Genomic DNA, 24,864 nt, shown 5'->3' with positions numbered 1-24,864 from the left:
GAGTTGCCGCGCCGGCCGGTGGGAGCTGCCGCGCCGGCCGGCGCGAGCTGCCTCTGTGCGGCGCGAGCCGCCCTGGTTCCGTGCGGGCCGCCCCGATTCAGTACGAGCCGCCGCAGGAGGAGGCTCCGCCGCAGTAGAGGTGGCCGCCTGTGCCGCCGCCGCGTGGGGCGTTCCGGTGGAATCCCTTGTCCGTCACCTCGGTGCGGGGGAGCAGTCCCGTGCGCAGGGCGAACCGTGGCACGAGAAGCTGGAGTGCCGCGTCACCGTGCAGGGCGACCGCCAGCACCGCGTCGTCCGTCGGCAGGTCCTTGCGGTTGGCCGGGAGCGGGTGCTCGGCGAGCAGGGCCTCCAGCGCCTGCCGCCCGGCACGGCTGCGGTGGGGAGGAAGGACGCGCAGGAGACGGGCGGACCGCAGGACGAGCACCAGTTCGGCCAGGGCCCCGCGGACGGCGGGGCGCTTCGGCAGCTCCGCCGGGGCCGTGGGCCGGGCCAGTTCCGCCCGGACGGCCTCGGCCAGGGGCGGAAGGGGAGGCGGGGTCTGCCCGGCAGCCTCGGAGGACGCTTCCGAGGTCCGCAGTCTGCCGGGCCGGCCCGCCTCCACGACGCCTCGCAGATGCAGGTCGACGACGGCCGCCGTGACGGCGGCGCGTGGGCCGCCGCGCAGCAGCGCGACCTCGTACGGCTGAAGCCGGACCGACCTGTCCCCGCTCATGGCGACCTCCCCCGTGACGGGGCCCGCCGCCCCCGTGCCGACGGGCCCCGTGTGACCACAATGTGCCCACACCCGGCCCCGGTTGAAGCCTGTTGAACCATGTTCAGAGGTTGATTTGAGGTTGGGCGTACCCCGCCCGCGCCCCCTACGCCCCCTGGTGCCCGTGCTGCTCCGACAGCCCCGGCCAGTCGTCCGGCCCGCCGCCCTGCCACTCGATGAAGTCGCTCTCCGCGAGGTCGGTCACGTACAGGTCGGCCAGTCGCAGGATCTCGCTGACGTCGTCCGCGTGTGTGGCGATGCCCAGCGTCTCGTCGCCCTCGGTCACCCGCCGGGATCCGTCGAGGGCCGGCGGATGCACCACGACGTGCGGATGCTCCGTTGGATGTGCCATGCCTTCAGCGTCCTGCCGACGGCGTGGATGCGCACGCGGGGGAGGGAGGAGGGGGCTGGGACCGCGGCGGGCGCGACGGATCGGGGACGTCCTTCCCTCAGGCCGGGAAGAGGATCCGCATCCTTCACCACCGCACTGGCTCGCACGCCGCCGCGGTCCTCACCTGCCCGCACCGGGGCCGGCCGGTCACCCCTCATCGGGCCGGTCGGCCGGTGCGGGCCGCTGGGGGGAAGTGGTTCCGGGCGGCGCCGCCGCCTGGGCGCGACAGGACAGATGTCAGCGGCGGCGCCGCCCGGAGGTCTCCGGGAGGAGGGTCAGAGCCGGGCGCCGGACAGGCGCTCCACCGCCCGCAGCAGCGCCGAGTGGTCCAGGCCGCCGTCGCCCTGGGCGCGCAGCGACCCGACCAGCTGGGCCACCACGGCGCCGACCGGCAGGGCCGCGCCGACCGTGCGGGCCGCGTCCGTGACGATGCCCATGTCCTTGTGGTGCAGGTCGATGCGGAAGCCCGGCCTGAAGTCCCGCCGGAGGAAGTTGTCCTTCTTCCGCGTCAGGACGGTCGAACCCGCGAGGCCGCCGTTCAGGACGTCCAGCGCGGCCTTCAGGTCCACGCCCGACCGCTCCAGGAAGACCACGGCCTCCGCGCACGCCTGGATGTTCACGGCGACGATCAGCTGGTTGGCGGCCTTCACGGTCTGGCCGGAGCCGTGCGGCCCGCACAGGACGACGGTCCTGCCGAGCGCCTCGAAGAGCGGCCGCGCGGCGTCGAAGTCGGCCTGCTCGCCGCCGACCATGATGGACAGCACGGCCTCGACGGCACCGGCCTCACCGCCGGACACCGGCGCGTCCAGGACCCGGATGTCCTTGTCCTTCGCCGCCCTCGCCAGGTCGACCGAGGTCTGCGGGGTGATCGAGGACATGTCGATCAGCAGGGCGCCGGCGCGGGCGTTCTCCAGGATGCCGTCCGGGCCGTACGCGACCGCCTCGACCTGCGGGGAGGCGGGCACCATCGTGATGATCACGTCGGCGCCGGCGACCGCCTCCGCGACGGACCCGGCCGCGGTGCCGCCGGCCGCGGCCAGCCTGTCCAGCTTGTCCTGCTCCAGCGTGTGGCCGGTGACGTCGTAACCCGCCTTGATCAGGTTCTCGGACATGGGGGAGCCCATGATGCCGAGGCCGATCCAGGTGACCTTGGGAAGCGTGTGGGTCATGGGGATGCCTCTCGGTACGGGGGTCAGCGGGCGGCGCGTGCCTCGCGGGGCAGCCAGTCGAAGGCCTCGGCGCTCGGACGGTCGCCCGGCTTGTACTCCAGGCCGACCCGGCCGTCGTATCCGGCCTTCCGCAGCCGGTCGAGGAGGTCCTCCAGCGGCAGCGATCCGGTGCCGGGCGCGCCACGGCCGGGGCTGTCGGCGATCTGGACGTGACCGGTCTTCGCCGCGTGGGCGTCGATCACCTGCGGCAGGTCCTCGCCGTTCATCGCCAGGTGGTACAGGTCCATCAGGAACCGCGCGTTGCCGAGCCCGGTCGCGGCGTTGACCTTGTCGACGATCCCGACCGCCGCGGGCGCGCTCACCAGCGGATACCGCGGCGACTCGGGCCGGTTCAGGGCCTCGATCAGCAGGACCGCGCCGATCCGGTCGGCCGCGCGGGCCGCGAGCACCAGGTTCTCCAGCGCGAGCGCGTCCTGCTCGGCCGGGTCGACGTCGTCGACGCGGTTGCCGTAGAGGGCGTTGAGGGCCGTGCAGCCCAGAGATCCGGCGAAGTCGGCGACCACCTCGACGTTGGCGCGGAACCGCTCCGACTCCTCGCCGGGCAGCGACAGGGCGCCGCGGTCCGGGCCCGGGAGCCGGCCGGCGTAGAAGTTCAGGCCCGTGAGCCGTACGCCCGCGTCCTCGATCGCGCGCTCCAGGGCGTCGAGCTCGGACCGCTCGGGGGTGGGGGTGTCGACCCAGGGCCACCACAGCTCGACCGCGGTGAAGCCGGCCGCGGCGGCGGCCGCGGGGCGCTCCAGGAGCGGGAGTTCCGTGAAGAGGATCGACAGGTTGACGTTGAAGCGCTGGTCCTCGAGTCCCATGGGGTGCGGCGCTCCCTTCCGTGTCGAGTGTTTCCGTATTGCGGAAGTTATTTTCTGCGTATTGGAAGACTGCCGGTGGGGCTCCTCGCTTGTCAAGAGGCCCCTGCTGATCGCCCTCCGGTCCGTTAAGGTCGGGGTCCGGGTCCCGGGTGCCCGGTACGCCCTCCTGTCGAGGGTCGGAGCAATGCGCAGGTCGGAGAGGTGTGGGGGCGCGATGCGACTGAAAGTGGAGTTCACCACCGAGCCCTTCGATCTCGACGAGGCGCCCGCGCACGCGCTGGTCGCCCGCGAGGTGATCGAGGCCGCCGATCTGGACGCGGTCGACGTCGGGCCGTTCGGCAACACCGCGGAGGGCGGCGCCGACGCGGTGCTGGCCGCCGTGGACGCCCTGCTGCGCAAGACGCTCGGCGCCGGCGCCACCCGGATCTCCCTCCAGGTCAACGTGATCGGGGAGGAGAAATGACCGGCACCGGCGACGAGCCCTTCATCGCGGCCGTGAAGCCGCTGGTCGACGCGATGGGCGGCGAGATGGTCCCGCCCGACGAGGCCGGCCCCGACGACGTGGTCCTCGCCTGGGAGGGCGCCGACGTCGTCGCCGTACGGCTGCCCCAGCTCGCCGACTCCCTCGACCACATCCTGGCCGCCATGGAGCGCAAGAAGGGCAAGCCCCTCGCCGACCTGGACCGCAAGGCCAAGCAGGAGGTCGTCCGGATACTCGAGGCGCGCGGCGCCTTCTCGGTACGGCACGGAGTGGAGACCGTGGCGAGCGCGCTCGGGGTGAGCCGCTTCACGGTCTACAACTACCTCAACCGGGAGAAAGAGGCCTGACCCGACCTGGGCTTTGTTACCCCGAATTTTCAACAAAGTGTTGACGGGGTGTTGCGGGGAGGCGTTAGCTGACCCCGTGACTTCGACTTCCACGCCCCCCGGGCCGGCCCGGTTCAACGGCCTTGAGGAGTCCACGGCCCGTGCCGTCCTCCTGGAGGCCTGCGCCGCCACGGCCTGGGCGGACCGGCTGCTCGCGGCCCGCCCCTACGCCACCGCCGACGCGTTGTACGCCGCCAGCGACACCGCCATGGCCGGGCTGACCGCGGCCGACCTGGCCGAGGCGATGGCCGGACACCCGCCGATCGGCCGGCCCAAGCCGGGCGATCCGACCTCGGCCCGCGAACAGCGCGGCATGGCCGGCGCCTCCGACGCGCTCAGGGCGGAGATGCTCGAACTCAACCTGGCCTACCAGGAGAAGTTCGGCCATGTCTTCCTGATCTGCGCCACCGGCCGCACCGGCGAACAGATGCGCGACGCGGTGAAGGAGCGCCTCGGCAACACGCCGGAGCGGGAACGCGAGATCGTCCGCACCGAGCTGGGCAAGATCAACCGCATCCGTCTGGCCCGACTCGTCGAAGAGGACTGAGCGCACCATGAGCACCAGCAGCACCGCCTCCGTGTCCACGCACATCCTGGACACCAGCGTCGGCCGCCCCGCCCCGGGCGTCGCCGTCCGGCTCTCCGCACGTGCGGGCCGGGATGCCGCATGGCAGGCGCTCGGCGGCTCCGCGACCGACGCGGACGGCCGGTGCAAGGACCTCCCGGCCCTGCCGGAGGGGATCACCCACGTACGGCTCGACTTCGTCGTGGAGCCGTACCTCACCCAGAAGCAAGCCGATGCGCAGCAGGACGCCCCCGCGAACCGGGACAGCGGTGCCGTGTTCTTCCCCGAGGTCGTCGTCACCTTCGCGGTGGAGCCCGGCGAGCACTACCACGTACCGCTGCTGCTCAACCCGTTCGGCTACTCCGTATACCGAGGGAGCTAGCTAGATGCCCATCCTGGGACCGAACCAGTACGGCAAGGCCGAGAACCGAGTCGTCAAGATCACGCGGGACGGCGCCACCCATCACATCAAGGACCTGAACGTCTCCGTGTCGCTGTCCGGCGACATGGACGAGGTCCACTACTCGGGCTCCAACGCCAACGTCCTGCCGACCGACACCACCAAGAACACGGTGTACGCGTTCGCCAAGGAGCACGGCATCGAGTCCGCCGAGCAGTTCGGCATCCACCTCGCCCGGCACTTCGTCACCGGCCAGGACGCCATCCACCGGGCCCGCATCCGCATCGAGGAGTACGCCTGGGAGCGCATCGAGCACTCCGGGAAGGGCGCGCACTCGTTCGTCCGGCAGGGACAGGAGACCCGCCTCACCCAGATCACCTTCGACGGTACGTCGTGGGAGGTGGTCTCCGGTCTCAAGGACCTCGTCGTGATGAACACGACCGACTCCGAGTTCTGGGGCTACGTCAAGGACAAGTACACGACGCTCCCCGAGGCGTACGACCGCATCCTGGCCACGCAGGTCTCCGGCCGCTGGCGCTTCAACTGGTCCGACGACGCCCAGGAGATGCCCGACTGGGACGAGTCCTACGAGCAGACGAAGAGGCACATGCTCCAGGCGTTCGCCGAGACGTACTCGCTGTCGCTCCAGCAGACCCTGTACCAGATGGGCGCGCGGATCATCGACCACCGCGGGGAGATCGACGAGGTCCGCTTCTCGCTCCCCAACAAGCACCACTTCCTGGTGGACCTGGCGCCCTTCGGATTGAAGAACGACAACGAGGTGTACTTCGCCGCCGACCGCCCGTACGGCCTGATCGAGGCCACGATCCTGCGGGACGGCTGCGAGGCGCGGATCCCGGTCGACCTCAGCAACCTCTGACGCGGACACGAAAGCGAAGGACTCACCATGACCCAGCGCATCGTCATCGAGAACGCGGCGATCGCGACCGTGGACGCGCAGGACACCGAGTACGCCTCCGGGTACGTCGTCCTGGGCGGCAACCGTATCGAGGCGGTCGGCGCGGGCCCGGCACCGCAGGGACTTCAGAACGTCGTCCGGCGCGTGGACGCCACCGGGCACCTGGTCACCCCCGGCCTGGTCAACACCCACCACCACTTCTACCAGTGGATCACCCGGGGCCTGGCCACCGACCACAATCTCTTCAACTGGCTGGTCGCGCTCTACCCGACCTGGGCGCGCATCGACGAGCCGATGGTCCGCGCGGCCGCCCAGGGCTCGCTCGCGATGATGGCCCGGGGCGGAGTCACCACCGCCATGGACCACCACTACGTCTTCCCCGAGGGATCCGGCGACCTCTCCGGAGCGATCATCGGCGCCGCCCGCGACATGGGCGTCCGCTTCACCCTGGCCCGTGGCTCGATGGACCGCAGCGAGAAGGACGGCGGTCTGCCCCCGGACTTCGCCGTCGAGACCCTCGAAGGCGCCCTCGCCGCCACCGAGGAGACCGTCAAGAAGCACCACGACGCCTCCTTCGACGCGATGACGCAGGTCGCCGTCGCCCCGTGCTCACCGTTCTCCGTCTCCACCGGACTCCTCCGCGAAGGCGCCGAGTTGGCGCGCCGACTGGGAGTGCGCCTGCACACCCACGGCTCGGAGACGGTGGAGGAGGAGAAGTTCTGCCACGAGTTGTTCGGCATGGGCCCGACCGACTACTTCGAGTCCACCGGCTGGCTCGGCGAGGACGTGTGGATGGCGCACTGCGTCCACATGAACGACTCCGACATCGACGCCTTCGCCCGCACCAGGACGGGTGTCGCGCACTGCCCGTCCTCCAACGCCCGTCTGGCGGCCGGGATCGCCCGCGTCCCCGACATGCTGGCGGCCGGCGTCCCGGTCGGCCTCGGCGTCGACGGCACGGCGTCCAACGAGTCCGGCGAACTGCACACGGAACTGCGCAACGCCCTGCTCATCAACCGCCTCGGCGCCCATCGCGAGGCCGCCCTGAACGCCCGTCAGGCCCTGCGGCTGGGCACCTACGGCGGCGCCCAGGTCCTGGGCCGGGCCCGGGAGACCGGCTCGCTGGAGCCGGGCAAGCTCGCCGACCTGGTGCTGTGGCGGCTGGACACCCTCGCCCACGCCTCCATCGCCGACCCGGTCACGGCGCTGGTCTTCGGCGCGGCCGCCCCGGTCACCGCCTCCTTCGTGAACGGCCGTCAGATCGTGGAGGACGGCCGTCTGCTGACCGCCGACGAGGACGCGATCGCGCGCTCGACACGGGAGCAGGCCCAGCGGCTGGCCCGGATCGCCGCGCGGGGCTGACCGGTCGGGACACCGGCCCCACCCAGGACTCCGGTCGAGGGGGACGGCCCTCGTCCGGAGCCACGGCCCCGAACCGGGGTCCGTGGCGGCCGTGACCGGGGCACGCACCTGTCACGCGTGCCCCGGTACGGTCCGCGCCCCGCTTCGGACGCACCCCTCGGGTTCCCCGCAGGGTTCCTCTCCGGGGGTCACCTTCGCGGGTGCCACGCCATGAGGTTCGCGAACAGCTCCGCCTGCTCCACGGCGTCGTCCAGCGCGTGGTGCGTGTGCCGTCGGCCGGGCAGCAGTTCCGCCGGCATCGACCGCTTCCCGACCGAGCGCAGCGGCACGTCCGCCTTGGCGGCGTACAGCGTCTTCATGTCCAGGCAGCCCGAGTGGCCGAACGGGCTCTCGCCGGTGAAGCGGATCAGGTACCAGTACAGGAACATCCAGTCGTACGACGCCGGATAGCCGCACATCACCGGCTGGGCGTCACCGCTCACCTCGCGCACCCAACGGCTGAACTGTGCCAGCGCCAGGGCGGGTTCGAGCCCCTCCCGGGCCAGCCGCCGCCGGTCGAGCCCGCTCACGGCGAGCGCCTCGGGCACGAACTCCTCGCTGATCGGGCGCAGTTCACGGTAGAAGGTCTGCCGGGCGGGGTCGGCCGCGGTGAACCCGTCGGAGTCCTGCCGGCCCGCGACCGCCGCGCCCAGGCTCAGCAGGGAGTACGGCCCCGGGATCGGCCCGTCGGCCTCGACGTCCACGGAGATGTACAGGCTGGGCTTGGTGCGTCGTGCGGTCATGAGGCCGCAGCATCGCAGGGCGGCGGCGCGGCCCGCATCCGAATTCAGCCTCTCCGTCCCGCCCGGCGGGGGCCGGCCCGAGGCAGCCGGCCGGTGACGCAAGGCGCGGGGCGAGGGCGTCGCCCACGGCGTCGCGGCCGGTTCCCGGTACGTCCGCCGGGGCGGCGACGCGGTCGTCACCGAGAACGTACCGGGGCGACAGGCCCCAGGTGGAGGCGTCGGCCTCAGCCGGCGTTCTCCCGCTCCCGGCGGTCGCGCAGGGCGACCGCCGCCAGGATCAGGGCCGTCCCGGCGATCGCCGTCGCCACCCGGAAGGCGAGCTGGTGGCCCTCGGCGGTGGCGGGGAGCAACTCCGTGCCGCGGCCGAGCAGTTCGTCGGTGCGGGTCGCGGCCAGGGTCGACAGGACCGCCAGGCCCAGGGAACCGCCCACCACCTGCGTGGTGTTGAAGAGGCCGGAGGCCAGTCCGCCGTCCTCCTCGCGGGCCCCCGCCATGGCGAGCCCGGTCAGCGCGGGCATCGCGGCGGCGAACCCGGCGGCCATCAGCAGCATGGGCGGCAGGAAGTCGGCCGCGTAGGAACCGTCGGCCGGGGCGCGGCTCAGCAGCGCCATGCCCAGCGTGATCAGCGCCAGCCCGGCCAGCAGCACCCGGTACGGCCCGAACCGGCCGACGGTGCGCGCGGACAGCCCCAGCATCAGCAGCCCGATCGCGACGGGCGCCGGCAGGAAGGCCGTACCGGTCGCCAACTCCCCGTAGCCCAGTACTCGTTGCACGTACAGCGCGCCGATGAACTGGAAGCCGTACATCGTCGCGATCATCAGGACCTGCACGGCGTTCGCCCCGCTCAGCAGCCGGGAGCCGAACAGGCGCAGCCGCAGCAGCGGGCGGGCGGCCCGCGCCTGGCGCAGGACGAACCCGGTGAACAGGGCCGCCGCGAGCAGGGCCAGGAGCGCGGTGGCGGTGCCGTCGCGGTCGCCGGCGCCGACGATGACGTACACCGTGAGCATCAGCGCGCCGGTGACCAGGGCCGCGCCGGGGTAGTCGGCGCCCCTGCCGAGCCCGGCGCCGCGGTCGGGCGCGAGGACGCGGACGGCGGCGAGCCAGGCGGCGACGCCGATCGGCAGGTTGATGAGGAAGATCCAGTGCCAGGACAGGAGTTGGGTCAGCGCCCCGCCGAGGAACGTGCCGAGGGCGCCGCCTGCCGCGCCGACCGCGCTGAACACCGCGATGGCACGGGCCTGTTCGCGCGGCTCGGGGAACAGCGCGACCAGCATCCCCAGCACCACCGCCGAGGTCATCGCCCCGCCCACGCCCTGCACGGCGCGTGCCGCGACGAGCACCTCCTGGCCGGTGGCGACCCCGCACAGCACCGACGCCGCGGTGAACAGCGCCAGCCCGGCCGTGAACATCCGCTTGCGGCCCACCAGGTCGCCGAGCCGGCCGGCCAGCAGGAGCAGACCGCCGAAGGGGATCAGATAGGCGTTGACGACCCAGGCCAGCCCCGGGCCGCTGAAGCCGAGGTCGCTCTGGATCGCGGGCATCGCCACCGTGACGATGTTGCCGTCCAGGATCGTCATCAGCGTTCCCGCGCACAGGACGACGAGGGACGCCCACCGGGAGTACGTTCGTCGCGTGGTTCGGTTCGGTGACTGGGCGATGGCCGTCATGGCGGCTTGGCCTCCGTGTTCTCCAAAGGTGCACGACTTGTAACGGAGAACATCGTGGGTGACCATGGAGGCCGTCGTAAGGAGGCAGTCGGATGTCCCAGAGGAACAGCGGTGTTACCGCCCAGGTCGTGAACGCGCACGCCTGCCCGGTCCGGGAAGTTCTTGACAGGGTCTCCGGCAAATGGAGCGTGCAGATCCTGGTCGCCGCCGCCCACGGCCCCATCCGCTTCACGGAACTGGAGCGCAGCATCGAGGGCATCAGCCGCCGCATGCTGACCCTGACGTTGCGCAATCTGGAGCGCGACGGACTCCTCACCCGCACCGTGCACCCGACGGTGCCGCCCAAGGTCGAGTACGAACTCACCCAGGTGGCCCGCGAGTTGCACGAGACCCTGCAACGCCTGACCGACTGGGCCGAGCGCAACAGGGTCTACATCGCCGAGTCCCGCGCGGCCTACGACGAGAAGGAGGAGCGGAAGGCGGCGGTGTGACCTACAGTCCGAACAGGCTGGGATCCGAGGCCAGTTCCTTGAACCAGTCCTGCGGGTTCGCGACCATCCGCCGCTCCTTGAGGTCCAGCAGTCCGCCCACCGCGGTGAGTTCGGCGGCGACCGTGCCGTCGGTCTTGGTGATGGTCTGCACGATCCGGAAGGTCTTGCCGCCGCCCCACTCGAACACGCAGGTCACGTCGATCTCGTCACCGGCGAGAAGCTCACGCCTGTAGCGGATGGTCGTCTCCAGGGCGACCGGCCCCACACCTCTGCCGGTCAGGCCGTTCTGGCTGATGCCCGCGGCCTGCAACAGGGACCAGCGGGCGTGTTCCGCGTAGTTGATGTACACGCTCTGGTTGACGTGGCCCTGTACGTCCGTCTCGTACCCGCGGACGGTGATCCGGACGGAAAACGGCTCGCTCACTGCTTCCCCTTCTCGACGACGGGGGATCGATGCCCCGGGCACCGATCTTGGCATGTCCCTCACACCCTGCGGGGGGAAGCCAGCAGATAGCGCGCTCTGGTCCGGGGGTCGGTGTGCTCGCCGACCTGCCAGCCCGCCTTCTCCAGTGTCGCCGCACAGGCCTTCAGCGTCGCGTCGTCCGGCCCCCGTACGGCCACGGCCTCCGGCTGCGGGGTCGCCCGCACCCGGTAACCCCCGGAACCGGCGGGATCCGGTCCGGCGGGGCGGTGTCCGGCCGCCTCCAGGGCGAGCGCGGCGGCCCGGACGAGATGGGTGCGCTCCCAGCCGCACGGCCGGTCCACGGCCCCGTCCGGATTGGTCATCCGGCGCAGCTCCAGCAGCCCCTGCCAGGCGCTGTGCACCTCACGCGTGCGGGCGGGCCCGCCCGTACCGGCGTCCTCCTCGCCGCCGACCCGCGCCGCGAACACACCGGCGTCGCCCTGCCCCTTCGGCGGTGCGGGAGCGGGCGCGACCTCCGGCTCCGCCTCCCGTATCCGGTGTCCCGCCGGTGTCAGAAAGTGGTCGTGCGGCGGCCGCGGATGACGGAAGGCGAGCCCCCGCTTCACCAGCGCCGTGAGCTGCGCCTGAGTACCCCTGAGCCGTCCCGTGACGGGATCGGCGGCGTCGATCACACGCCGCTGCGCGGCCGTGGGCGGTCGTGTCACGACGTGCTCCCTCCGAGTGGTGCCGGCCCACTCGAAGGCTACGACCCGGGTCTGACATTCCAGGCGGCGATCACCGGCCGCCCGTGCTCCGTGCCCAGTCGGCACAGCGTGCCCGTGGCCAGCTGGAACAGCGCGCCGGCCGAGGGGGCCAGCCCCAGCCACCGGGCCGTCAGCACCCGCAGGACATGACCGTGCGCCACGAGCACCACACACCCCTCGGTCTCGGCGTGCGCCGCGTGGACCCTGGCCAGCACCCGGTCGGCACGCTCCCCGACCTGCTCGGGCGTCTCCCCGGGATGGTCCGGCGGCCCGGGGGCCACCCCGTCGGAGAACAGGAACCACCCGGGCCGGGTGCGCCGGATCTCGACCGTCGTGACGCCCTCGTAGCCGCCGTAGTCCCATTCCCGCAGGTCGGCGTCGACCCGAAGGTCGTGCAGCCCGATCAGCTCCGCCGTTTCCCGCGCCCGCTGCAGCGGACTGACGAAGGCGGCCCCGACCCGGTGCGACCGGATCAGCGGCACCAGCCGCCGCGCCTGCGCCCGGCCGTTCTCGGTGAGCGGGACGTCCGTCCACCCGGTGTGCCGCCCGGAGCGCGACCACTCGGTCTCACCGTGCCGGACGAGGAAGAGATCACCCATGCGGTCAGGCTAGAAGTCCCTACTGCCGGTATCCGCTCAGGAACCGCCCGATCCGCCCGATCGCCGCCTCCAGGTCGTCCGCGTGGGGGAGGGTGAGGATGCGGAAGTGGTCGGGGGTGGGCCAGTTGAAGCCGGTGCCCTGGACGACCTGGATCTTCTCCCGCAGCAACAGGTCCAGGACGAACTTCTCGTCGTCGTGGATCGGGTGCACCTTGGGGTCGATGCGGGGGAAGGCGTACAGCGCGCCCTTGGGCTTCACGCAGGACACGCCCGGGATCTCGTTGAGCTTCTCCCAGGCCACGTTCCGCTGCTCGTGGAGCCTGCCGCCCGGCATGGTGAGGTCACGGATGGACTGCCGGCCACCGAGCGCGGCCTGGATGGCGTACTGGGCGGGCGCGTTGGCGCACAGCCGCATGGAGGCCAGCATGGTGAGGCCCTCCAGGTAGTCCTTCGCGTGCTGCCTGGGGCCCGTCACGACGAGCCAGCCCGAGCGGAAGCCCGCCACCCGGTACGTCTTCGACAGCCCGCAGAAGGTCAGGACCACCAGGTCGGGGGCGAGCGCGGCGGCCGAGTGGTGCACGGCGTCGTCGTACAGGATCTGGTCGTAGATCTCGTCGGCGAAGACCATCAGACCGTGCCGGCGGGCCAGGTCGAGGATGCCCTCGATGATCTCCTTGGGGTAGACCGCGCCCGTCGGGTTGTTCGGGTTGATGATCACGACGGCCTTGGTGCGGTCGGTGATCTTCGACGCCATGTCGTCCAGGTCCGGGTACCAGTCGGCCTGCTCGTCGCAGAGGTAGTGGACCGCCTTGCCGCCCGCGAGGGTGGTCACCGCCGTCCAGAGGGGGAAGTCGGGGGCCGGGATCAGGATCTCGTCGCCGTCCTCGACCAGCGCCTGTACGGCCATCGAGATCAGCTCGGAGATGCCGTTGCCGAGGAAGACGTCGTCGACGCCGACCGGCAGGCCCAGGGTCTGGTAGCGCTGGGCCACGGCCCGGCGGGCGGAGAGGACGCCGCGCGAGTCGGTGTAGCCGTGCGCCTGCGGCAGCATCCGGATCATGTCCTGGAGGATCTCCTCCGGCGCCTCGAAGTCGAAGAGTGCCGGGTTGCCGGTGTTCAGACGCAGCACACTGTGGCCCGCCTCCTCGAGCGCGTTGGCGTGCTCGACCACCGGGCCGCGGATCTCGTAGCAGACCTCGCTGAGCTTGTTCGACTGCCGGAACTCCATGCGCGCTCGCCCCTCCGGTTTCGTGTGTTGCTTGGTTTTACCAAGTTCCAGCTTGGAAAGTCCAACGACATGTCTAGACTGCGTGCCATGTCACGTCGCCGAAGCTACGACCAGTACTGCTCCGCCGCCCGCGCGCTCGACGCCGTCGGGGACCGCTGGACCCTGCTGATCGTCCGGGAACTGCTGGCCGGCCCGCGCCGCTACACGGACCTGCACGCCGACCTGCCGGGCGTCAGCACGGACGTACTCGCCGGGCGGCTGCGGGACATGGAGCGGGACGGGCTCGCCACGAGGCGGCGGCTGCCTCCGCCGGGCGCGGCCTACGTCTACGAACTCACCGCACGAGGCCGGGAGTTGCTGCCGGTGCTGCAGGCGCTGGGCACATGGGGCGAGGGCGAACTCGGTGACCGCCGCCCCACCGACGCCGTCCGCGCCCACTGGTTCGCGCTGCCGCTGCTGCGCACCCTGGAGGGCGAGGGACTCGTCCAGGTCTCGCTGGAGGAAGGGGACTTCCACCTGTTCGTCGGGGCGGAGGACGGCCCGGTCTACGGCGACGGACCCGCACCCCGGGAGCCCGACGCCCGGCTCTCGTTGGACGCCGGCACCTGCGAGGCCGTCTCCCGGGGCGAGTTGAGCCTGGTGGACGCGGTGCGCGCCGGACGGGTCGACGTCGGCGGGGACGGGACCCTCGCCAAGGCCCTGCGGGAGGCGTGACGCGCGGAAGGCCTGTCGCGGCGCCGCGACAGGCCTTCCGATGATCCGTCAGGAGGTGCTCAGACGCCCGGCGGTACCTGCCGCGGCCGTCCCGTCCCCCGCGTCAGCGCGTAGCCGCCGATGCCGGCCAGCGCGGCCAGCACCGCGCCGATCGCGGTCCACACCCAGCGGTCGGACCACCAGCCGGACGCCCAGCCGTCGTCCGGCTCGATGCTCGACAGCACCGCGGACGCCGACGAATCGTCCTCCTCCGCCTCGGACGTGACCGCGATGCCGGGGACGAGCGGCTTCGCCAGCGAGCCGTCCACGGCCGCCGCGCCGCCGATGTCCTTGGAGTCCACCCGCAGTTCGGCGTCGACCGGCAGACCCAGGTCGGCCGCCTTCAGGCCGGTGGCCGTGAGCCGGACGTAGTACGTGCCCGGCAGCGGGTCGTTCGCCCACGGCTCCGACCAGGCGCGCACCGTGCGCAGCACACAGGCCAGTTCCACGGACGTGGCGCCCTGGGCCGCGGTGCGGGTCTGGGCGCCGTACTGGCAGGCCTGGCGGCGCCGCAGACCGTCGTACACGTCGATCTGCCAGGTCTGCGCCGCGTGCGCGTCGGGCAGCTTCACCGTGGCCTTCACCGTGGGCCGCTGGCCCGTGTCCGCCGGGAACGACCAGTACAGGTAGTCGCCCGTGGAGGCGCTCGCGGTGGCCGTCTGCCCCTGCTCGACCTCCACCGCCGTACGGAACGACGTGCCCGCCGAGGTGGGCGCGGAGGCGTCGTCGGAGGGACTCGCCGAGGGCGAGGAGTCGGCGGCGGCCGGGCCGGCCGCCAGACCGAGCGCCAGCAGGGCGCCGCTCAACACTCGTGTGATCCGCATCAGTTGGTCCTCCAGACCGCGACACGCCAGCGCGACACCCAGCCCCAGACCAGACCCGCGAGGAAGCCGACCAGCACCAGCAGGCCGAGCAGCCACCAGCCGCGCCCGAGGCCGAAGGAGGCCACGTCGCCCGCCTGCGACGGGCCGTCCACCACGTCCACGGTCAGCTCCACCGGCATACCGGGCGTGGTCTTCACCCCGGAGGCCGCCGAGAAGGAGTTCGTCACCTGGAGGCAGACCGTCTCCGCTGGGGGTGCCCCCTCTGGGGGAGCCTCGTCGTCGTCGCTCTCCGCCTTCGGGTAGCGCAGACCGGTCGAGACGACGTCGGTACGGCCGTTGCCCGCCGCCTCGCCGCGCACGATCTCCCGGCCGTGCACCGTGACCGCCCGCAGCAGCACCCCGTAGTCGGGGTTCATCGCCCGGTCCGACGCCACGCTCACCGAGGCCCGCAGCTCCTGGCCGGGCTCGACGTCCACCCGGTACCAGCGCTCCTGGCCGAACTCCTCACGGTCGGTGTACAGGCCCGACTTGAGCGTGGGCGCCGCCGAGCAGGAGTCCGCGCCCTCCGTGGCCACCGGCGTGACCACCGGGTCGGCCGCGCGGTCCACCAGCTGGTTGACCTTGTCGGTGAGTTCTTCGGTGTGCTCGACCGAGGTGTACGTGCCGCCGGTGGCCTCGGCGATGCAGCTGAGCTGTTGGCGCATCTTCGTGTTGGGCACCAGGCCCAGGGTGTCGATGGTGAGGCCGATGCCCTTGGCCGCGATCTCCCGGGCCACCTCGCACGGGTCGAGCGGCGCGCAGGTGTCCTCGCCGTCGCTGATCAGCACGATCCGCTTGGAGCCGGTGCCGCCGTCGAGGTCGTCGGCCGCCTTCAGCAGCGCGGGGCCGATCGGCGTCCAGCCCGTGGGGGACAGGGTGGCCACCGCCGCCTTGGCCTCGGTGCGGTCCACCTGGCCGACCGGGTAGAGCTGCGCGGTGTCCTTGCAGCCCGTCTTCTGGTCGTCGCCCGGGTAGTTGGCGCCCAGAGTGCGGATGCCGAGGAGGACGGTCTCCGGGGTCGCGTCCAGCACCTCGTTGAACGCCTGCTTGGCCGCGGCCATGCGCGTCCCGCCGTCGATGTCCTTCGTCCGCATCGAGCCGCTGACGTCGAGGACCAGGTCGACCTTGGGCGCGAGGGCGGTGGTCTCGTCGGCCACCGCTCCGGCCGGGAACGCGAGCCCGGCCGTGAGCGCGGCGAGCAGGGCGCAGACGCCCGCCGCCAGCCGTTGTGTTCTGATCATCGGCGGATCTTATTGATCAGGGGTGTCCCGCCACAAAACGGGGTGGGCAACGGATCGCGAACAGCGCCGGAACCGGGGTCGGTCCCCGTGCGTCGCCATCGGGTTGGGCAGCTCGGCCCACTGGTCCCCGGACACCTCCGGTGACAGCCGCATCAGCGTCAGCGCCTTCGCCGGCACCGGCTCCTCGCACAGCGCCACCAGGTCGGGGGTGCGCGGCAGGTCCCGTACGGCCGTCTCCAGCGCCGCCCGCAGCGCCGTACGGCTCCCCGTCGCCGTCGCCAGCGACCCCGCCACCAGCGAGCCGTACAGCTTGCGCCGCAGGGCCCTCACGTCGTCCGTGAGGATGCGCGCGGGCAGGTCCTCCGGCAGCGGGACGCCGTGCCGGGCCAGCCGGGAGGGGCCGACGCGGATGTCGGCGAGGTCGCGGTAGACCAGCCGCAGCGGCGCGCCCGACGCCGACAGCACGACGAGGAGGTTCTGGCCGTGCGCCTCCAGGGCCACGCCCGCCTCCAGCAGGCGCAGCCCGACCGTGAGCGCCAGCCGTGCGAACTCCGCCCGCCAAGAGGGGGATGTGGCCGGCTCGATGGTGGCGAGGGCGGCCACCGGGACGACGTGCTCACCCGGACCCGCGTACACCGCCGGCGACTCGCGCAACACCGCCGCGAGATCGGGGGAGTCGGCGGTGGCCGCACCGAACGTGCGGGTGAAGTGCAGCAGTCCGCCGGTGTGCCCGGCCAGCGTCTGGGCGAAGTCCGACAGGGCGGCGGACGCGGCGACGGACCCGACGGAGATGTCCCGCACCGAGGAGGTCAGCCGGGCGCTCAGCGCGGTCTTGACGTGCGTGTCGCCGGACAGTGCGAGCGTGCGCAATGACATCAGCGGATGCGCCTCGGGTCCCGCCGGGCCGGACCGCTTGAGGACGTGCTCCGCCTGCCACGGATGCACCGGGATCAACAGCCTTGACCCGTCTCGCAGTTCCGTCGGCCACTCACCCGACACCAGGCACTCGCCGGCCGGCACCGGCAGCAGCCGCAGCGTGACCGAGGGCCGGTGCTCCGGGCCGTACGCCAGCTGCTCGGCCACCGAGAAGCCGGGCCGGGAACGGCAGTTGGGATGGAACGGATGCCCGTCGACCACCCGCTGCTCCCACTCCCAGTCCTGCGTCGGCCACTTGTCCGAGGCGGTCGGCTCCTGCGCGGCCCGCGAGAGCGCCAACGAGGCGGCGCTGTGGGCGAGTTCGGCGGCGAAGTCGATGCCGTGCGGCACGCCGAGCAGGGTCATCAGCCGCGCGGGATCGTCGTGGGCCGTCCCGTCCAGCCGTACCTCGGTCACGTACCCGGCGGTCGCGTAGGGGTCCGCGTGGGGGCCGTGCAGCCGGCGGCCGTCCCGAAGGTGCAGGGTGATGCCTTCCCGGCCGGGCTCACGCCGGGTGATCCAGGGCAGCGGATCGTGGACCAGGGCCCGCCACAGCCGGGTCAGCACGGCCGCCCGGGCGCCGGGCAGGGCGGCGGTGAACCGCGGGCCGAGGGCGGGGCGCACGGCGGCCAGTTCGGCCGCCACCTCGGTCTCGACGGTGGGGGGACACTGCACGGATGGGCTCCTCGGGGTGCGGGTACGTCGGTCACGAAGGGGGCGCGACGCCAGCGATACTGATCGTCCGCGCCCGGAAGAACCGTAGAGCCGGAAGAACCGTAGAGAACGAGTGGATCGCTTGGACCTCATCCCCCCGCCCACCGAGGCCGTGGGGCCCGCCGACGGCCCCGCGGCCGTCGGCACGGCCGACGCCTACGCGGCCGCGCCCCTGCTCAACTGTCTCCTGCGCGAGCTGGCCGAGCCACTGTCCGAACCGCACGGATCGCCTGCCCCGCCGGACGGGCACCGCGTGTACCGGCTGCTCGGCACCGGGCGGCTGCTGCGGGTGCGCGGCACCCGGCGGCCCGCCGAGCCCGAGGCGCGGGCGGACGGGGCCTGGCACCGGCTGGGGTACGGCGAACTGGTCGGCCTCGTCGCGCAGGAGGCGCGCCGGCACACCGGCCGCGCCAACGACGCGCTGCCCGCCGAGATGACCGACAGCCGGGACGTCGTCGCCGCGCTGCTCGCCGCACGCGCGCGGGCCACCCCGCCCACGGGCCTCTACCTGCGCTCCGAGCAGTCCCTGATCACCGGCCACCCCCACCACCCCGCCCCCAAGACACGCGGCGGCGGCCCGGCGGCGAGCTGGCTGCCGTACGCCCCGGAGGCCTGCGCCCGCTTCCCGCTGACCCTGCTGGCCGTGCGCGAGGACCTGGTCGTCGAGGAGGGCGACACCTCCGCGCTGGACGCGCTCGGCACGGCCCCGCCCGGCTACCGCCTGCTGCCCGCCCACCCCTGGCAGCTCGACCTGACCGGCCCCGCCCTGGCCCCTGCCTTCGCCGACGGCCGGCTGCTGCGGCTCGGCACCACCGCGTTCGAGGTCTGGCCGACGGCAGCCGTGCGCACGCTGTACGCGCCCGAGCGCGACCTGTGCCTGAAGTTCAGCCTCGACGTCCGCATCACCAACGACATCCGCCGGCTGTGGCGCCACGACCTGCTGAAACTCCGTCGCACCGACGACGCGGCGGCCAAGGCCTTCGAGGCGGTCGGCGGCTCGGCGGCCTGGCTGAGCGACCGCGGCTACCGCACCGCGTCCTTCGCCTTCGAGGAGCTCGCCGTCCTCGTTCGCGACGGTCTGCGCGGTCCCGTCCTGCCCGGCGCCACCCCGCTGCTCGCCGCCGGCCTGGCGGAGGGTTTCCCGGGCAGCCCGCTCGCCGCCACGACCCGTCCGGGAGCCTGGTGGGAGGCGTACCTCACGGCTGTCGTCCCCCCGGCGCTCGCGGTCTTCGCCGACCACGGCGTCGTCCTCGAGGCGCACGCGCAGAACACGCTGATCGCCGTCGACGCGTCGGGCACGCCGGTGCAGGCGCTGTTCCGGGACGCCGAGGGCGTGAAGCTGCTGCCGGACGTGGAGCGGGCCGCGGGCTGGGAGCGGCTGGTGTACTGCCTGGTCGTCAACCACCTCACCGAGATCGCCGCCGCGCTCGCCGAGCGGCACCCCGGCTTCGACCCCTGGCCGGCCGCCCGCCGTGAGCTGGCCCGCCACGACCTGCCCGAGGCGCACGCCCTGCTCACCGCGCCCACCCTGCCCGGCAAGACGAACCTGCTGCTGCGCTGGACCGGCGCGGACGGCGCGGACGCCCGCTACCTGCCGCTGCCGAACCCGCTGTCCGGTGGATGATCTGATCTACCCTGGCCGGTGTGCTGCGCGATGTGACTGCTGTTCGATACGTGAACCCGCTGAGGTCCGGCGGCTCCGTTCCCGGGGTCGTCGAGGCCGACGACCTGGGCACGTACGTCGTGAAGTTCACGGGTTCCGCGCAGGGCCGCAAGGCGCTGGTTGCCGAGGTGATCGTCGGTGAGCTGGCGCGCGCGCTCGGGCTGCGGTTCCCGGAACTGGTGTTCGTGCACTTCGACCCGGCCGTCGCCGACCACGAGCCGCACCAGGAGGTGCGGGACCTGCACAGCGCGAGCGCGGGCCTCAACCTCGGCATGGACTACCTGCCGGGAGCGAAGGACTTCACGCCCGAGGTGGCCAGGTCCTTCCGGGTGGACCCGCTGGAGGCCGGGCGGATCGTCTGGCTGGACGCCCTGACCGTGAACGTCGACCGTACGGTCCACAGCTCCAACCTGATGGTCTGGCCCACCTTCGGGACCGTGCCCCCGCGGCTGTGGCTCATCGACCACGGCGCCGCCCTCGTCTTCCACCACCGCTGGGACGGCGCGGACCCGGCCAAGGCCTACGACTTCCGCCACCATGCCCTCGGCCACTACGGCCCCGACGTGCGCGCGGCCGACGCCGAGCTGGCGCCGAAGGTGACGCGGGAACTGCTGCGGGACATCGTGGCGGAGGTCCCGGACGCCTGGCTGGCCGCCGAGGAGGGCTTCGCGACACCGGACGCGGCCCGGGAGGCGTACGTGGACTTCCTCCACACGCGCGTGCGGGCCTCCGCGGCCTGGCTGCCCACGGACTTCCCCAGCCGGGAGGAACTGGCCGCCGAGGAGGCCCTGCGCGCGGCGAGGACGGAACAAGGACGGCCGAGCTGGCTCAAGCGGGTCCCCGACCTGCACGGCAAGCCGGCCGCGGAACAGGATTGGTCGGTGCACCTGGGATGAGCGACATCCGGCGCGTGGAGATCGAGTACTGCACCCGGTGTCGCTGGCTGCCGCGTGCCGCCTGGCTGGCGCAGGAACTGCTGACGACCTTCGAGGCCGAGCTGACGGAGCTGGTGCTGAAGCCCGGCAAGGGCGGGGTCTTCGTCGTCCGGGTGAACGACGAGGTGGTCTGGGACCGCCGCGAGCAGGGCTTCCCGGAGCCGACGGCGGTCAAGCGGCTGGTACGCGACCGAGTGGCCCCGGGGAAGCCCCTGGGCCACTCGGACCGACCCGAGTGAGACTCAGCCCCTGAGCTGCTCGTAGGCGGGCAGGGTGAGGAAGTCGGCGTAGTCCTCGTCGAGCGCGACCTCCAGGAGCAGGTCGTGGGCCTGCTGCCAGTGGCCGGCCGCGAAGGCCTGCTCGCCGATCTCCGCGCGGATCGCGGCGAGTTCCCCGGAGGCCATCGCGCGGACCACGTCCGGCGTCACCGGCACGGTCTTCCCGTCGTGGTCGAGCCCGACGCCCGCGTTGATCCACTGCCAGATCTGGGAGCGGGAGATCTCGGCGGTCGCCGCGTCCTCCATGAGGTTGAAGATGGCGACCGCGCCGAGGCCCCGCAGCCAGGCCTCGATGTAACGGATGCCCACCTGGACGGCGTTGACCAGACCCGCCCAGGTCGGCGCGGCGTCCAGCGAGTCGATCGCGATCAGGTCGGCGGCCTCGACGTGGACGTCCTCGCGGAGGCGGTCCTTCTGGTTCGGCCGGTCGCCGAGGACCTTGTCGAAGGACTCCATGGCGATCGGAACCAGGTCGGGGTGGGCGACCCAGGATCCGTCGAAACCGTCGTTCGCCTCGCGGTCCTTGTCGGCGCGGACCTTCTCGAAGGCGACCTTGTTGACCTCCTCGTCGCGCCGGGAGGGGATGAAGGCCGCCATGCCGCCGATGGCGTGCGCGCCGCGCTTGTGGCAGGTGCGCACGAGGAGTTCGGTGTAGGCGCGCATGAACGGGGCGGTCATCGTGACCTGGTTGCGGTCCGGGAGGACGAACTTCGGACCGCCGTCGCGGAAGTTCTTCACGATGGAGAACAGATAGTCCCAGCGGCCGGCGTTCAGCCCGGAGGCGTGGTCGCGGAGTTCGTAGAGGATCTCCTCCATCTCGTACGCGGCCGTGATCGTCTCGATCAGGACGGTCGCGCGGACGGTGCCCTGGGGGATGCCGACGTAGTCCTGCGCGAAGACGAACACGTCATTCCACAGGCGGGCCTCGAGGTGCGACTCCGTCTTCGGCAGGTAGAAGTACGGGCCCTTGCCCAGGTCGAGCAGCCGCTGCGCGTTGTGGAAGAAGTACAGCCCGAAGTCGACGAAGGCGCCGGGCACCTTGGTGCCGTCGGCGTCGACCAGGTGCCGCTCGTCGAGGTGCCAGCCGCGCGGGCGCATGACGACCGTCGCGAGCTCCTCGTCCGGCCGCAAGGCGTACGACTTGCCGGACCCCGGGTCGGTGAAGTCGATGTTCCGGGTGTAGGCGTCGGCGAGGTTGATCTGACCGAGGACGACGTTCTCCCAGGTCGGCGCGGAGGCGTCCTCGAAGTCCGCGAGCCAGATCCGCGCACCCGAGTTGAGGGCGTTGATGGTCATCTTGCGGTCGGTGGGACCGGTGATCTCCACCCGGCGGTCGTCCAGGGCGGCGGGGGAGGGGGCCACCTTCCAGGAGTCGTCCGCGCGGATCGCGGCGGTCTCCGGGAGGAAGTCGAGCGTGGAGGTGCGGGCGATCTCGGCGCGGCGCTCCGCGCGGCGGGCGAGGAGTTCGTCACGGCGCGGCGTGAACCGCCGGTGCAGCTCGGCCACGAAGGCGAGAGCCGCCTCGGTGAGGACCTCCTCCTGCCGCGGCAGGGGCTCGGCGTCGACGATGGCCAGCGGGGACGGCGCTGGTGCGGACATCAGCTGTCACTTCCTTCAGCGAGCGTGGCACCGGGTGCCCTTGCAAAAGTGGATACTAGTTTCCTCATCGTGGAAGTTCAATGGTTTGTTGATGTCGAGATTCTCCGGGTCGAGGGACGTCGACGCCAGATGCCGGCGCCGTCACTCGAGGTGCGCGAGATCCTCCGGCGTGTCGATGTCCTGAGGCCGGGCCACGTCCCCGCACTCGACGAGCGTGAGCGCGGCCGCGTGCGACTTCAGATAGGCGCGCGCCCCTTGGTCGCCGCTCGCGCTCGCCGCGACGCCCGCCCAGTGGGCGGCGCCGAACAGGACCGGATGGCCGCGTACGCCGTCGTAGGAGGCCGCCACGAGTGACTCCTCGTCCTCGAAGGCGGCGCGTATCCGGGCCGCCGCCTCCGGGCCGATGCCCGGCTGGTCGACGAGCGACACCAGCGCCGCCCGCGCGCCCGTCCCGGCGAGCGAGGCGAGCCCGGCCTGCAGTGAGGTGCCCATGCCCTCCGCCCACGCCGCGTTCTCCACCACCACGCACCCCTCGAGCCGCGCCCGCTCCCGTACGGCGTCGGCGGCGGCCCCCAGGACCACGTGGACGCGCGCGCAGCCGGCCGCGCGCAGCACCCCCACCGCGTGCTCCACCAGCGGCCGTCCCCGGTGCGTGAGCAGCGCCTTCGGGCGCCCGCCGAGCCGCCGCCCGCCACCGGCCGCGAGCAGCAGACCGGCGACCTCGTCCTGTGTGTGCGTCATGGATCCTGCATACCGCACGCCGCCGACACCGACTGGATCACGCTGTGCAGCAAGTTGGTGACGCAACGGACTGGCGCCCATGGGCCGAGGTGGCGTTAACTGGGCGCCCGCACCGACCGGGCGCCCGACCGACGCCCGGCGCGGGAACATGCACGCGCACAACGGGGTGCGAGGGGGGAGGACTGTGTTGCGGAGCGTGGAGCAGAGGCCTGTGACCGGCAGCGACAAGGACCCGCGGGTGGTGGAGCTGCGCTCCGCCGTGTCCCGTCTGCGCCGGGAACTCGCCGCACATCCCGCGGAGTTCCCGGACCGGGACATCGCGGAGGAGGAACTCGCCGCCCTGGACGCCATGGCCGCCGGGGGCGCGCCCGAGATACCCCACCTGCGCCGCTCCCTGCTGCTGATCGCGGGCGCGATCGGCTCGGTCAGCGCGCTGGCGCGCGGGCTGTCCCAGGTGCGGGAGGCGGTGGACCTGTTCGGCGAACCGCCGCGCCGCTGAAGCGCCGGCCGCTCAGATCTCGCAGGCCACCTCGTAGCCTCCGCTCTGCATGTCGTCGCACAGGGCGTGGACGGCCTTGAAACGCTCGGCGAACTCGGGAGAGCCCTGCCAGGCGCGCATCGAGTCGAGATCCTGCCAGGCGGCGAAGGAGACGAAGTGATCCGGGCTGCGGAGGTCCCGGATCAGACGGGCTCCGAGGAACCCTTCGCTCGCGTCCTTCGTCCAGGTCAGGAACTCCTGCCAGAGTTCGACGAACTCATCGGCGTGTCCCTCTTTGACCTGCCAGTTCCCCGAGGACCAGTGCGTGCTCTCCTGCAGCATGGCGACCACCTCGCTGTGCTTGCGATCCCCTGCTCCCAGGCTAGGTGTCAGGCCGTCGCCCCGGTACTGGCCAGCGCCTCCGACAGCTCGCCCGCCACCTGCTGCAGCACCGGCACGATCTTCTCCGTCGCCGCCTCCGTGACCCGGCCGGCGGGGCCGGAGATGGAGATGGCCGCCGCGGTGGGGGAGTCGGGGACGGACACCGCGAGGCAGCGCACGCCGATCTCCTGCTCGTTGTCGTCGACCGCGTAGCCCGCGCGCCGCACGTCCGCCAGTGCCGCGAGGAAACCCTCCGGCGTGGTGATGGTCTTCTCGGTGGCGGCCGGCATGCCCGTGCGGGCCAGCAGCGCGCGCACCTCCGCGTCCGGGAAGCCCGCGAGGAGTGCCTTGCCCACGCCCGTGGAGTGCGGCAGCACCCGTCGGCCCACCTCGGTGAACATCCGCATCGAGTGCTTCGACGGCACCTGTGCCACGTACACGATCTCGTCCCCGTCGAGCAGCGCCATGTTCGCCGTCTCGCCGGTCTCCTCGACCAGCCGCGCCAGGTACGGCCGTGCCCAGGTGCCCAGCAGCCGGGACGCGGACTCGCCGAGCCGGATCAGCCGCGGGCCCAGCGCGTAACGGCGGTTGGGCTGCTGACGGACGTATCCGCAGACGACGAGGGTGCGCATCAGACGGTGGATGGTCGGCAGCGGCAGCCCGCTGCTCGCCGACAGCTCGCTCAGGCCGACCTCGCCGCCCGCGTCCGCCATCCGCTCGAGCAGGTCGAAGGCGCGCTCGAGGGACTGGACCCCGCCGCCGGCGGACTTGGCGGAGTCGGGGGTGCTGGCGCTCGACGTCGGCACGGCGCGTTCCTTTCGAAACTGGCGGGAAGAGACTGGCGGGAAGAGCTGAAGCCTACCCGGCGGTCGGTTGACTCCCCGCTTGTGCGTAGCTACGTTCTGCTTGCTGGAAGGCTAATTCCGCTTCGTGGAAACGTCCAGAGTGCCGGGTGTGGGCGCATCCTGAGGGAGTGTGCCCTTGACGGCGTGCGCCGGGAGGGTGAGACTCCTTCAACAGAACGTTGAATTCCGTTACGTGGAAGTTTCACGGCAGCGAATCCCGTTGCGCGGAAGTGAACG

29 protein-coding genes are annotated in these 24,864 nt (G+C 72.3%); 12 read left to right on the top strand and 17 right to left on the bottom strand.

The features are described from left to right. Positions 1–97: 97 nt before the first annotated feature. The 4 genes from ACIRF9_RS40215 to ACIRF9_RS40200 all read right to left on the bottom strand — a co-directional run bounded on the left by ACIRF9_RS40215 (position 98) and on the right by ACIRF9_RS40200 (position 3,174). Entirely contained in the window at positions 98–712 is a 615-nt protein-coding gene (locus ACIRF9_RS40215; RefSeq protein ID WP_403832973.1) for a TIGR04222 domain-containing membrane protein, read from the bottom strand. A 145-nt stretch (positions 713–857) separates the two neighbouring features. Beyond that, a complete protein-coding gene (locus tag ACIRF9_RS40210) occupies positions 858–1,103 on the bottom strand; it encodes a hypothetical protein (protein WP_403832971.1) in 246 nt (81 codons plus the stop codon). Positions 1,104–1,417: 314 nt separating this feature from the next. After that, positions 1,418–2,311: a 2-hydroxy-3-oxopropionate reductase gene (locus ACIRF9_RS40205; protein WP_403832969.1), complete on the bottom strand. Its 894-nt coding sequence runs from the start codon at positions 2,309–2,311 to the stop codon at positions 1,418–1,420. 23 nt (positions 2,312–2,334) lie between these two features. Further along, on the bottom strand, positions 2,335–3,174 hold the full coding sequence (locus tag ACIRF9_RS40200) for a TIM barrel protein (protein ID WP_403832966.1): 840 nt from the start codon (positions 3,172–3,174) through the stop codon (positions 2,335–2,337). Positions 3,175–3,388: 214 nt separating this feature from the next. Between ACIRF9_RS40200 and ACIRF9_RS40195 the strand changes: the two genes are divergently transcribed. The 6 genes from ACIRF9_RS40195 to ACIRF9_RS40170 all read left to right on the top strand — a co-directional run bounded on the left by ACIRF9_RS40195 (position 3,389) and on the right by ACIRF9_RS40170 (position 7,287). Beyond that, the gene (locus ACIRF9_RS40195) at positions 3,389–3,637 is read left to right on the top strand and encodes a hypothetical protein (RefSeq protein WP_403832964.1); all 249 of its coding nucleotides are present in this window, start codon (positions 3,389–3,391) and stop codon (positions 3,635–3,637) included. Continuing rightward, complete coding sequence (locus ACIRF9_RS40190; protein WP_390658906.1) at positions 3,634–4,002, top strand: helix-turn-helix domain-containing protein; 369 nt, start codon at positions 3,634–3,636, stop codon at positions 4,000–4,002. The genes ACIRF9_RS40195 and ACIRF9_RS40190 overlap by 4 nt, the downstream gene beginning before the upstream one ends. A gap of 76 nt (positions 4,003–4,078) precedes the next feature. Next, a complete protein-coding gene (gene uraD / locus ACIRF9_RS40185; RefSeq protein ID WP_403832962.1) occupies positions 4,079–4,588 on the top strand; it encodes a 2-oxo-4-hydroxy-4-carboxy-5-ureidoimidazoline decarboxylase in 510 nt (169 codons plus the stop codon). Positions 4,589–4,595: 7 nt separating this feature from the next. Next, entirely contained in the window at positions 4,596–4,988 is a 393-nt protein-coding gene (uraH, locus tag ACIRF9_RS40180) for a hydroxyisourate hydrolase (RefSeq protein ID WP_403832960.1), read from the top strand. A 4-nt stretch (positions 4,989–4,992) separates the two neighbouring features. Beyond that, positions 4,993–5,886: a factor-independent urate hydroxylase gene (gene pucL / locus ACIRF9_RS40175; protein ID WP_403832957.1), complete on the top strand. Its 894-nt coding sequence runs from the start codon at positions 4,993–4,995 to the stop codon at positions 5,884–5,886. Between the two features lie 27 nt (positions 5,887–5,913). Further along, positions 5,914–7,287, top strand: a complete 1,374-nt coding sequence (locus tag ACIRF9_RS40170; RefSeq protein WP_403832954.1) for an 8-oxoguanine deaminase — start codon at positions 5,914–5,916, stop codon at positions 7,285–7,287. A gap of 188 nt (positions 7,288–7,475) precedes the next feature. On the opposite strand, the gene ACIRF9_RS40165 is transcribed toward ACIRF9_RS40170, so the two are convergent. Further along, on the bottom strand, positions 7,476–8,069 hold the full coding sequence (locus ACIRF9_RS40165; RefSeq protein ID WP_403832952.1) for a 3'-5' exoribonuclease domain-containing protein: 594 nt from the start codon (positions 8,067–8,069) through the stop codon (positions 7,476–7,478). A gap of 224 nt (positions 8,070–8,293) precedes the next feature. Continuing rightward, positions 8,294–9,736, bottom strand: coding sequence for an MFS transporter (locus tag ACIRF9_RS40160; protein WP_403832949.1), 1,443 nt, complete (start codon positions 9,734–9,736; stop codon positions 8,294–8,296). A 92-nt stretch (positions 9,737–9,828) separates the two neighbouring features. Here ACIRF9_RS40160 and ACIRF9_RS40155 point away from each other — a divergent pair, with 92 nt between their 5' ends. Continuing rightward, complete coding sequence (locus ACIRF9_RS40155; RefSeq protein ID WP_403832946.1) at positions 9,829–10,227, top strand: winged helix-turn-helix transcriptional regulator; 399 nt, start codon at positions 9,829–9,831, stop codon at positions 10,225–10,227. 1 nt (position 10,228) lies between these two features. Here ACIRF9_RS40155 and ACIRF9_RS40150 read toward each other — a convergent pair whose 3' ends face one another. Genes ACIRF9_RS40150 through ACIRF9_RS40135 form a run of 4 tightly spaced genes read right to left on the bottom strand, consistent with a single transcriptional unit; the run spans position 10,229 to position 13,221 of the window. Further along, on the bottom strand, positions 10,229–10,651 hold the full coding sequence (locus tag ACIRF9_RS40150) for an acyl-CoA thioesterase (protein WP_403832944.1): 423 nt from the start codon (positions 10,649–10,651) through the stop codon (positions 10,229–10,231). A gap of 59 nt (positions 10,652–10,710) precedes the next feature. Beyond that, positions 10,711–11,355 (bottom strand): hypothetical protein, encoded by a 645-nt coding sequence (locus ACIRF9_RS40145; RefSeq protein WP_403832941.1) that lies wholly within the window; start codon positions 11,353–11,355, stop codon positions 10,711–10,713. 38 nt (positions 11,356–11,393) lie between these two features. Beyond that, a complete protein-coding gene (locus ACIRF9_RS40140) occupies positions 11,394–11,993 on the bottom strand; it encodes a histidine phosphatase family protein (RefSeq protein ID WP_403832938.1) in 600 nt (199 codons plus the stop codon). A 19-nt stretch (positions 11,994–12,012) separates the two neighbouring features. Beyond that, a complete protein-coding gene (locus ACIRF9_RS40135; protein WP_403832936.1) occupies positions 12,013–13,221 on the bottom strand; it encodes a pyridoxal phosphate-dependent aminotransferase in 1,209 nt (402 codons plus the stop codon). A gap of 87 nt (positions 13,222–13,308) precedes the next feature. Here ACIRF9_RS40135 and ACIRF9_RS40130 point away from each other — a divergent pair, with 87 nt between their 5' ends. Further along, positions 13,309–13,935, top strand: a complete 627-nt coding sequence (locus ACIRF9_RS40130) for a winged helix-turn-helix transcriptional regulator (protein ID WP_403832935.1) — start codon at positions 13,309–13,311, stop codon at positions 13,933–13,935. A gap of 59 nt (positions 13,936–13,994) precedes the next feature. On the opposite strand, the gene ACIRF9_RS40125 is transcribed toward ACIRF9_RS40130, so the two are convergent. From ACIRF9_RS40125 to ACIRF9_RS40115, 3 genes are read right to left on the bottom strand one after another with little or no spacing between them, the layout of a single operon-like run. Then, on the bottom strand, positions 13,995–14,798 hold the full coding sequence (locus ACIRF9_RS40125) for a hypothetical protein (RefSeq protein WP_403832933.1): 804 nt from the start codon (positions 14,796–14,798) through the stop codon (positions 13,995–13,997). Continuing rightward, positions 14,798–16,078 (bottom strand): VWA domain-containing protein, encoded by a 1,281-nt coding sequence (locus ACIRF9_RS40120; protein ID WP_403832931.1) that lies wholly within the window; start codon positions 16,076–16,078, stop codon positions 14,798–14,800. Before ACIRF9_RS40120 ends, ACIRF9_RS40125 begins: the two co-directional genes overlap by 1 nt. A 9-nt stretch (positions 16,079–16,087) precedes the next feature. Next, entirely contained in the window at positions 16,088–17,668 is a 1,581-nt protein-coding gene (locus ACIRF9_RS40115; RefSeq protein WP_403832928.1) for an IucA/IucC family protein, read from the bottom strand. 112 nt (positions 17,669–17,780) lie between these two features. On the opposite strand from ACIRF9_RS40115, the gene ACIRF9_RS40110 reads away from it, so the two are divergent. Genes ACIRF9_RS40110 through ACIRF9_RS40100 form a run of 3 tightly spaced genes read left to right on the top strand, consistent with a single transcriptional unit; the run spans position 17,781 to position 20,544 of the window. Further along, entirely contained in the window at positions 17,781–19,331 is a 1,551-nt protein-coding gene (locus ACIRF9_RS40110; RefSeq protein WP_403832925.1) for an IucA/IucC family protein, read from the top strand. Positions 19,332–19,351: 20 nt separating this feature from the next. Beyond that, positions 19,352–20,266, top strand: a complete 915-nt coding sequence (locus ACIRF9_RS40105) for a HipA family kinase (RefSeq protein ID WP_403832922.1) — start codon at positions 19,352–19,354, stop codon at positions 20,264–20,266. Continuing rightward, entirely contained in the window at positions 20,263–20,544 is a 282-nt protein-coding gene (locus tag ACIRF9_RS40100; RefSeq protein WP_403832920.1) for a SelT/SelW/SelH family protein, read from the top strand. The genes ACIRF9_RS40105 and ACIRF9_RS40100 overlap by 4 nt, the downstream gene beginning before the upstream one ends. Before the next feature lie 3 nt (positions 20,545–20,547). Here the strand turns inward: ACIRF9_RS40100 and aceB are convergent, their stop codons facing one another. Beyond that, positions 20,548–22,182, bottom strand: a complete 1,635-nt coding sequence (gene aceB / locus ACIRF9_RS40095; RefSeq protein ID WP_403832918.1) for a malate synthase A — start codon at positions 22,180–22,182, stop codon at positions 20,548–20,550. Between the two features lie 141 nt (positions 22,183–22,323). Beyond that, positions 22,324–22,923, bottom strand: coding sequence for an NTP transferase domain-containing protein (locus ACIRF9_RS40090; protein ID WP_403832915.1), 600 nt, complete (start codon positions 22,921–22,923; stop codon positions 22,324–22,326). Positions 22,924–23,107: 184 nt separating this feature from the next. Between ACIRF9_RS40090 and ACIRF9_RS40085 the strand changes: the two genes are divergently transcribed. Then, positions 23,108–23,422 carry a DUF5955 family protein gene (locus tag ACIRF9_RS40085; RefSeq protein ID WP_403832913.1) on the top strand — a complete coding sequence of 105 codons (315 nt, stop codon included), beginning with the start codon at positions 23,108–23,110 and terminating at the stop codon, positions 23,420–23,422. A gap of 12 nt (positions 23,423–23,434) precedes the next feature. Here ACIRF9_RS40085 and ACIRF9_RS40080 read toward each other — a convergent pair whose 3' ends face one another. Beyond that, positions 23,435–23,743, bottom strand: a complete 309-nt coding sequence (locus ACIRF9_RS40080; protein WP_403832910.1) for an antibiotic biosynthesis monooxygenase family protein — start codon at positions 23,741–23,743, stop codon at positions 23,435–23,437. 47 nt (positions 23,744–23,790) lie between these two features. Next, entirely contained in the window at positions 23,791–24,588 is a 798-nt protein-coding gene (locus ACIRF9_RS40075; protein ID WP_403832908.1) for an IclR family transcriptional regulator, read from the bottom strand. Between the last annotated feature and the right edge of the window lie 276 nt (positions 24,589–24,864).

The sequence above is a fragment of the Streptomyces sp. NPDC096132 genome (assembly GCF_044763345.1).
Taxonomy (GTDB): domain Bacteria; phylum Actinomycetota; class Actinomycetes; order Streptomycetales; family Streptomycetaceae; genus Streptomyces.
This window is presented reverse-complemented; position numbering and strand designations above follow the sequence as displayed.

What these genes read in the sequence shown, in the direction of transcription:
- ACIRF9_RS40155 (WP_403832946.1), top strand. Translation starts at nt 9,829, where the DNA reads ATGTCCCAGAGGAACAGCGGTGTTACCGCCCAGGTCGTGAACGCGCAC.
- ACIRF9_RS40080 (WP_403832910.1), bottom strand. Translation starts at nt 23,743, where the DNA reads ATGCTGCAGGAGAGCACGCACTGGTCCTCGGGGAACTGGCAGGTCAAA.
- ACIRF9_RS40120 (WP_403832931.1), bottom strand. Translation starts at nt 16,078, where the DNA reads ATGATCAGAACACAACGGCTGGCGGCGGGCGTCTGCGCCCTGCTCGCC.
- ACIRF9_RS40090 (WP_403832915.1), bottom strand. Translation starts at nt 22,923, where the DNA reads ATGACGCACACACAGGACGAGGTCGCCGGTCTGCTGCTCGCGGCCGGT.
- ACIRF9_RS40190 (WP_390658906.1), top strand. Translation starts at nt 3,634, where the DNA reads ATGACCGGCACCGGCGACGAGCCCTTCATCGCGGCCGTGAAGCCGCTG.
- uraH (WP_403832960.1), top strand. Translation starts at nt 4,596, where the DNA reads ATGAGCACCAGCAGCACCGCCTCCGTGTCCACGCACATCCTGGACACC.
- pucL (WP_403832957.1), top strand. Translation starts at nt 4,993, where the DNA reads ATGCCCATCCTGGGACCGAACCAGTACGGCAAGGCCGAGAACCGAGTC.
- ACIRF9_RS40125 (WP_403832933.1), bottom strand. Translation starts at nt 14,798, where the DNA reads ATGCGGATCACACGAGTGTTGAGCGGCGCCCTGCTGGCGCTCGGTCTG.
- ACIRF9_RS40140 (WP_403832938.1), bottom strand. Translation starts at nt 11,993, where the DNA reads ATGGGTGATCTCTTCCTCGTCCGGCACGGTGAGACCGAGTGGTCGCGC.
- ACIRF9_RS40130 (WP_403832935.1), top strand. Translation starts at nt 13,309, where the DNA reads ATGTCACGTCGCCGAAGCTACGACCAGTACTGCTCCGCCGCCCGCGCG.
- ACIRF9_RS40100 (WP_403832920.1), top strand. Translation starts at nt 20,263, where the DNA reads ATGAGCGACATCCGGCGCGTGGAGATCGAGTACTGCACCCGGTGTCGC.
- ACIRF9_RS40135 (WP_403832936.1), bottom strand. Translation starts at nt 13,221, where the DNA reads ATGGAGTTCCGGCAGTCGAACAAGCTCAGCGAGGTCTGCTACGAGATC.
- ACIRF9_RS40160 (WP_403832949.1), bottom strand. Translation starts at nt 9,736, where the DNA reads ATGACGGCCATCGCCCAGTCACCGAACCGAACCACGCGACGAACGTAC.
- ACIRF9_RS40215 (WP_403832973.1), bottom strand. Translation starts at nt 712, where the DNA reads ATGAGCGGGGACAGGTCGGTCCGGCTTCAGCCGTACGAGGTCGCGCTG.
- ACIRF9_RS40205 (WP_403832969.1), bottom strand. Translation starts at nt 2,311, where the DNA reads ATGACCCACACGCTTCCCAAGGTCACCTGGATCGGCCTCGGCATCATG.
- ACIRF9_RS40195 (WP_403832964.1), top strand. Translation starts at nt 3,389, where the DNA reads ATGCGACTGAAAGTGGAGTTCACCACCGAGCCCTTCGATCTCGACGAG.
- ACIRF9_RS40165 (WP_403832952.1), bottom strand. Translation starts at nt 8,069, where the DNA reads ATGACCGCACGACGCACCAAGCCCAGCCTGTACATCTCCGTGGACGTC.
- ACIRF9_RS40170 (WP_403832954.1), top strand. Translation starts at nt 5,914, where the DNA reads ATGACCCAGCGCATCGTCATCGAGAACGCGGCGATCGCGACCGTGGAC.
- ACIRF9_RS40210 (WP_403832971.1), bottom strand. Translation starts at nt 1,103, where the DNA reads ATGGCACATCCAACGGAGCATCCGCACGTCGTGGTGCATCCGCCGGCC.
- ACIRF9_RS40200 (WP_403832966.1), bottom strand. Translation starts at nt 3,174, where the DNA reads ATGGGACTCGAGGACCAGCGCTTCAACGTCAACCTGTCGATCCTCTTC.
- aceB (WP_403832918.1), bottom strand. Translation starts at nt 22,182, where the DNA reads ATGTCCGCACCAGCGCCGTCCCCGCTGGCCATCGTCGACGCCGAGCCC.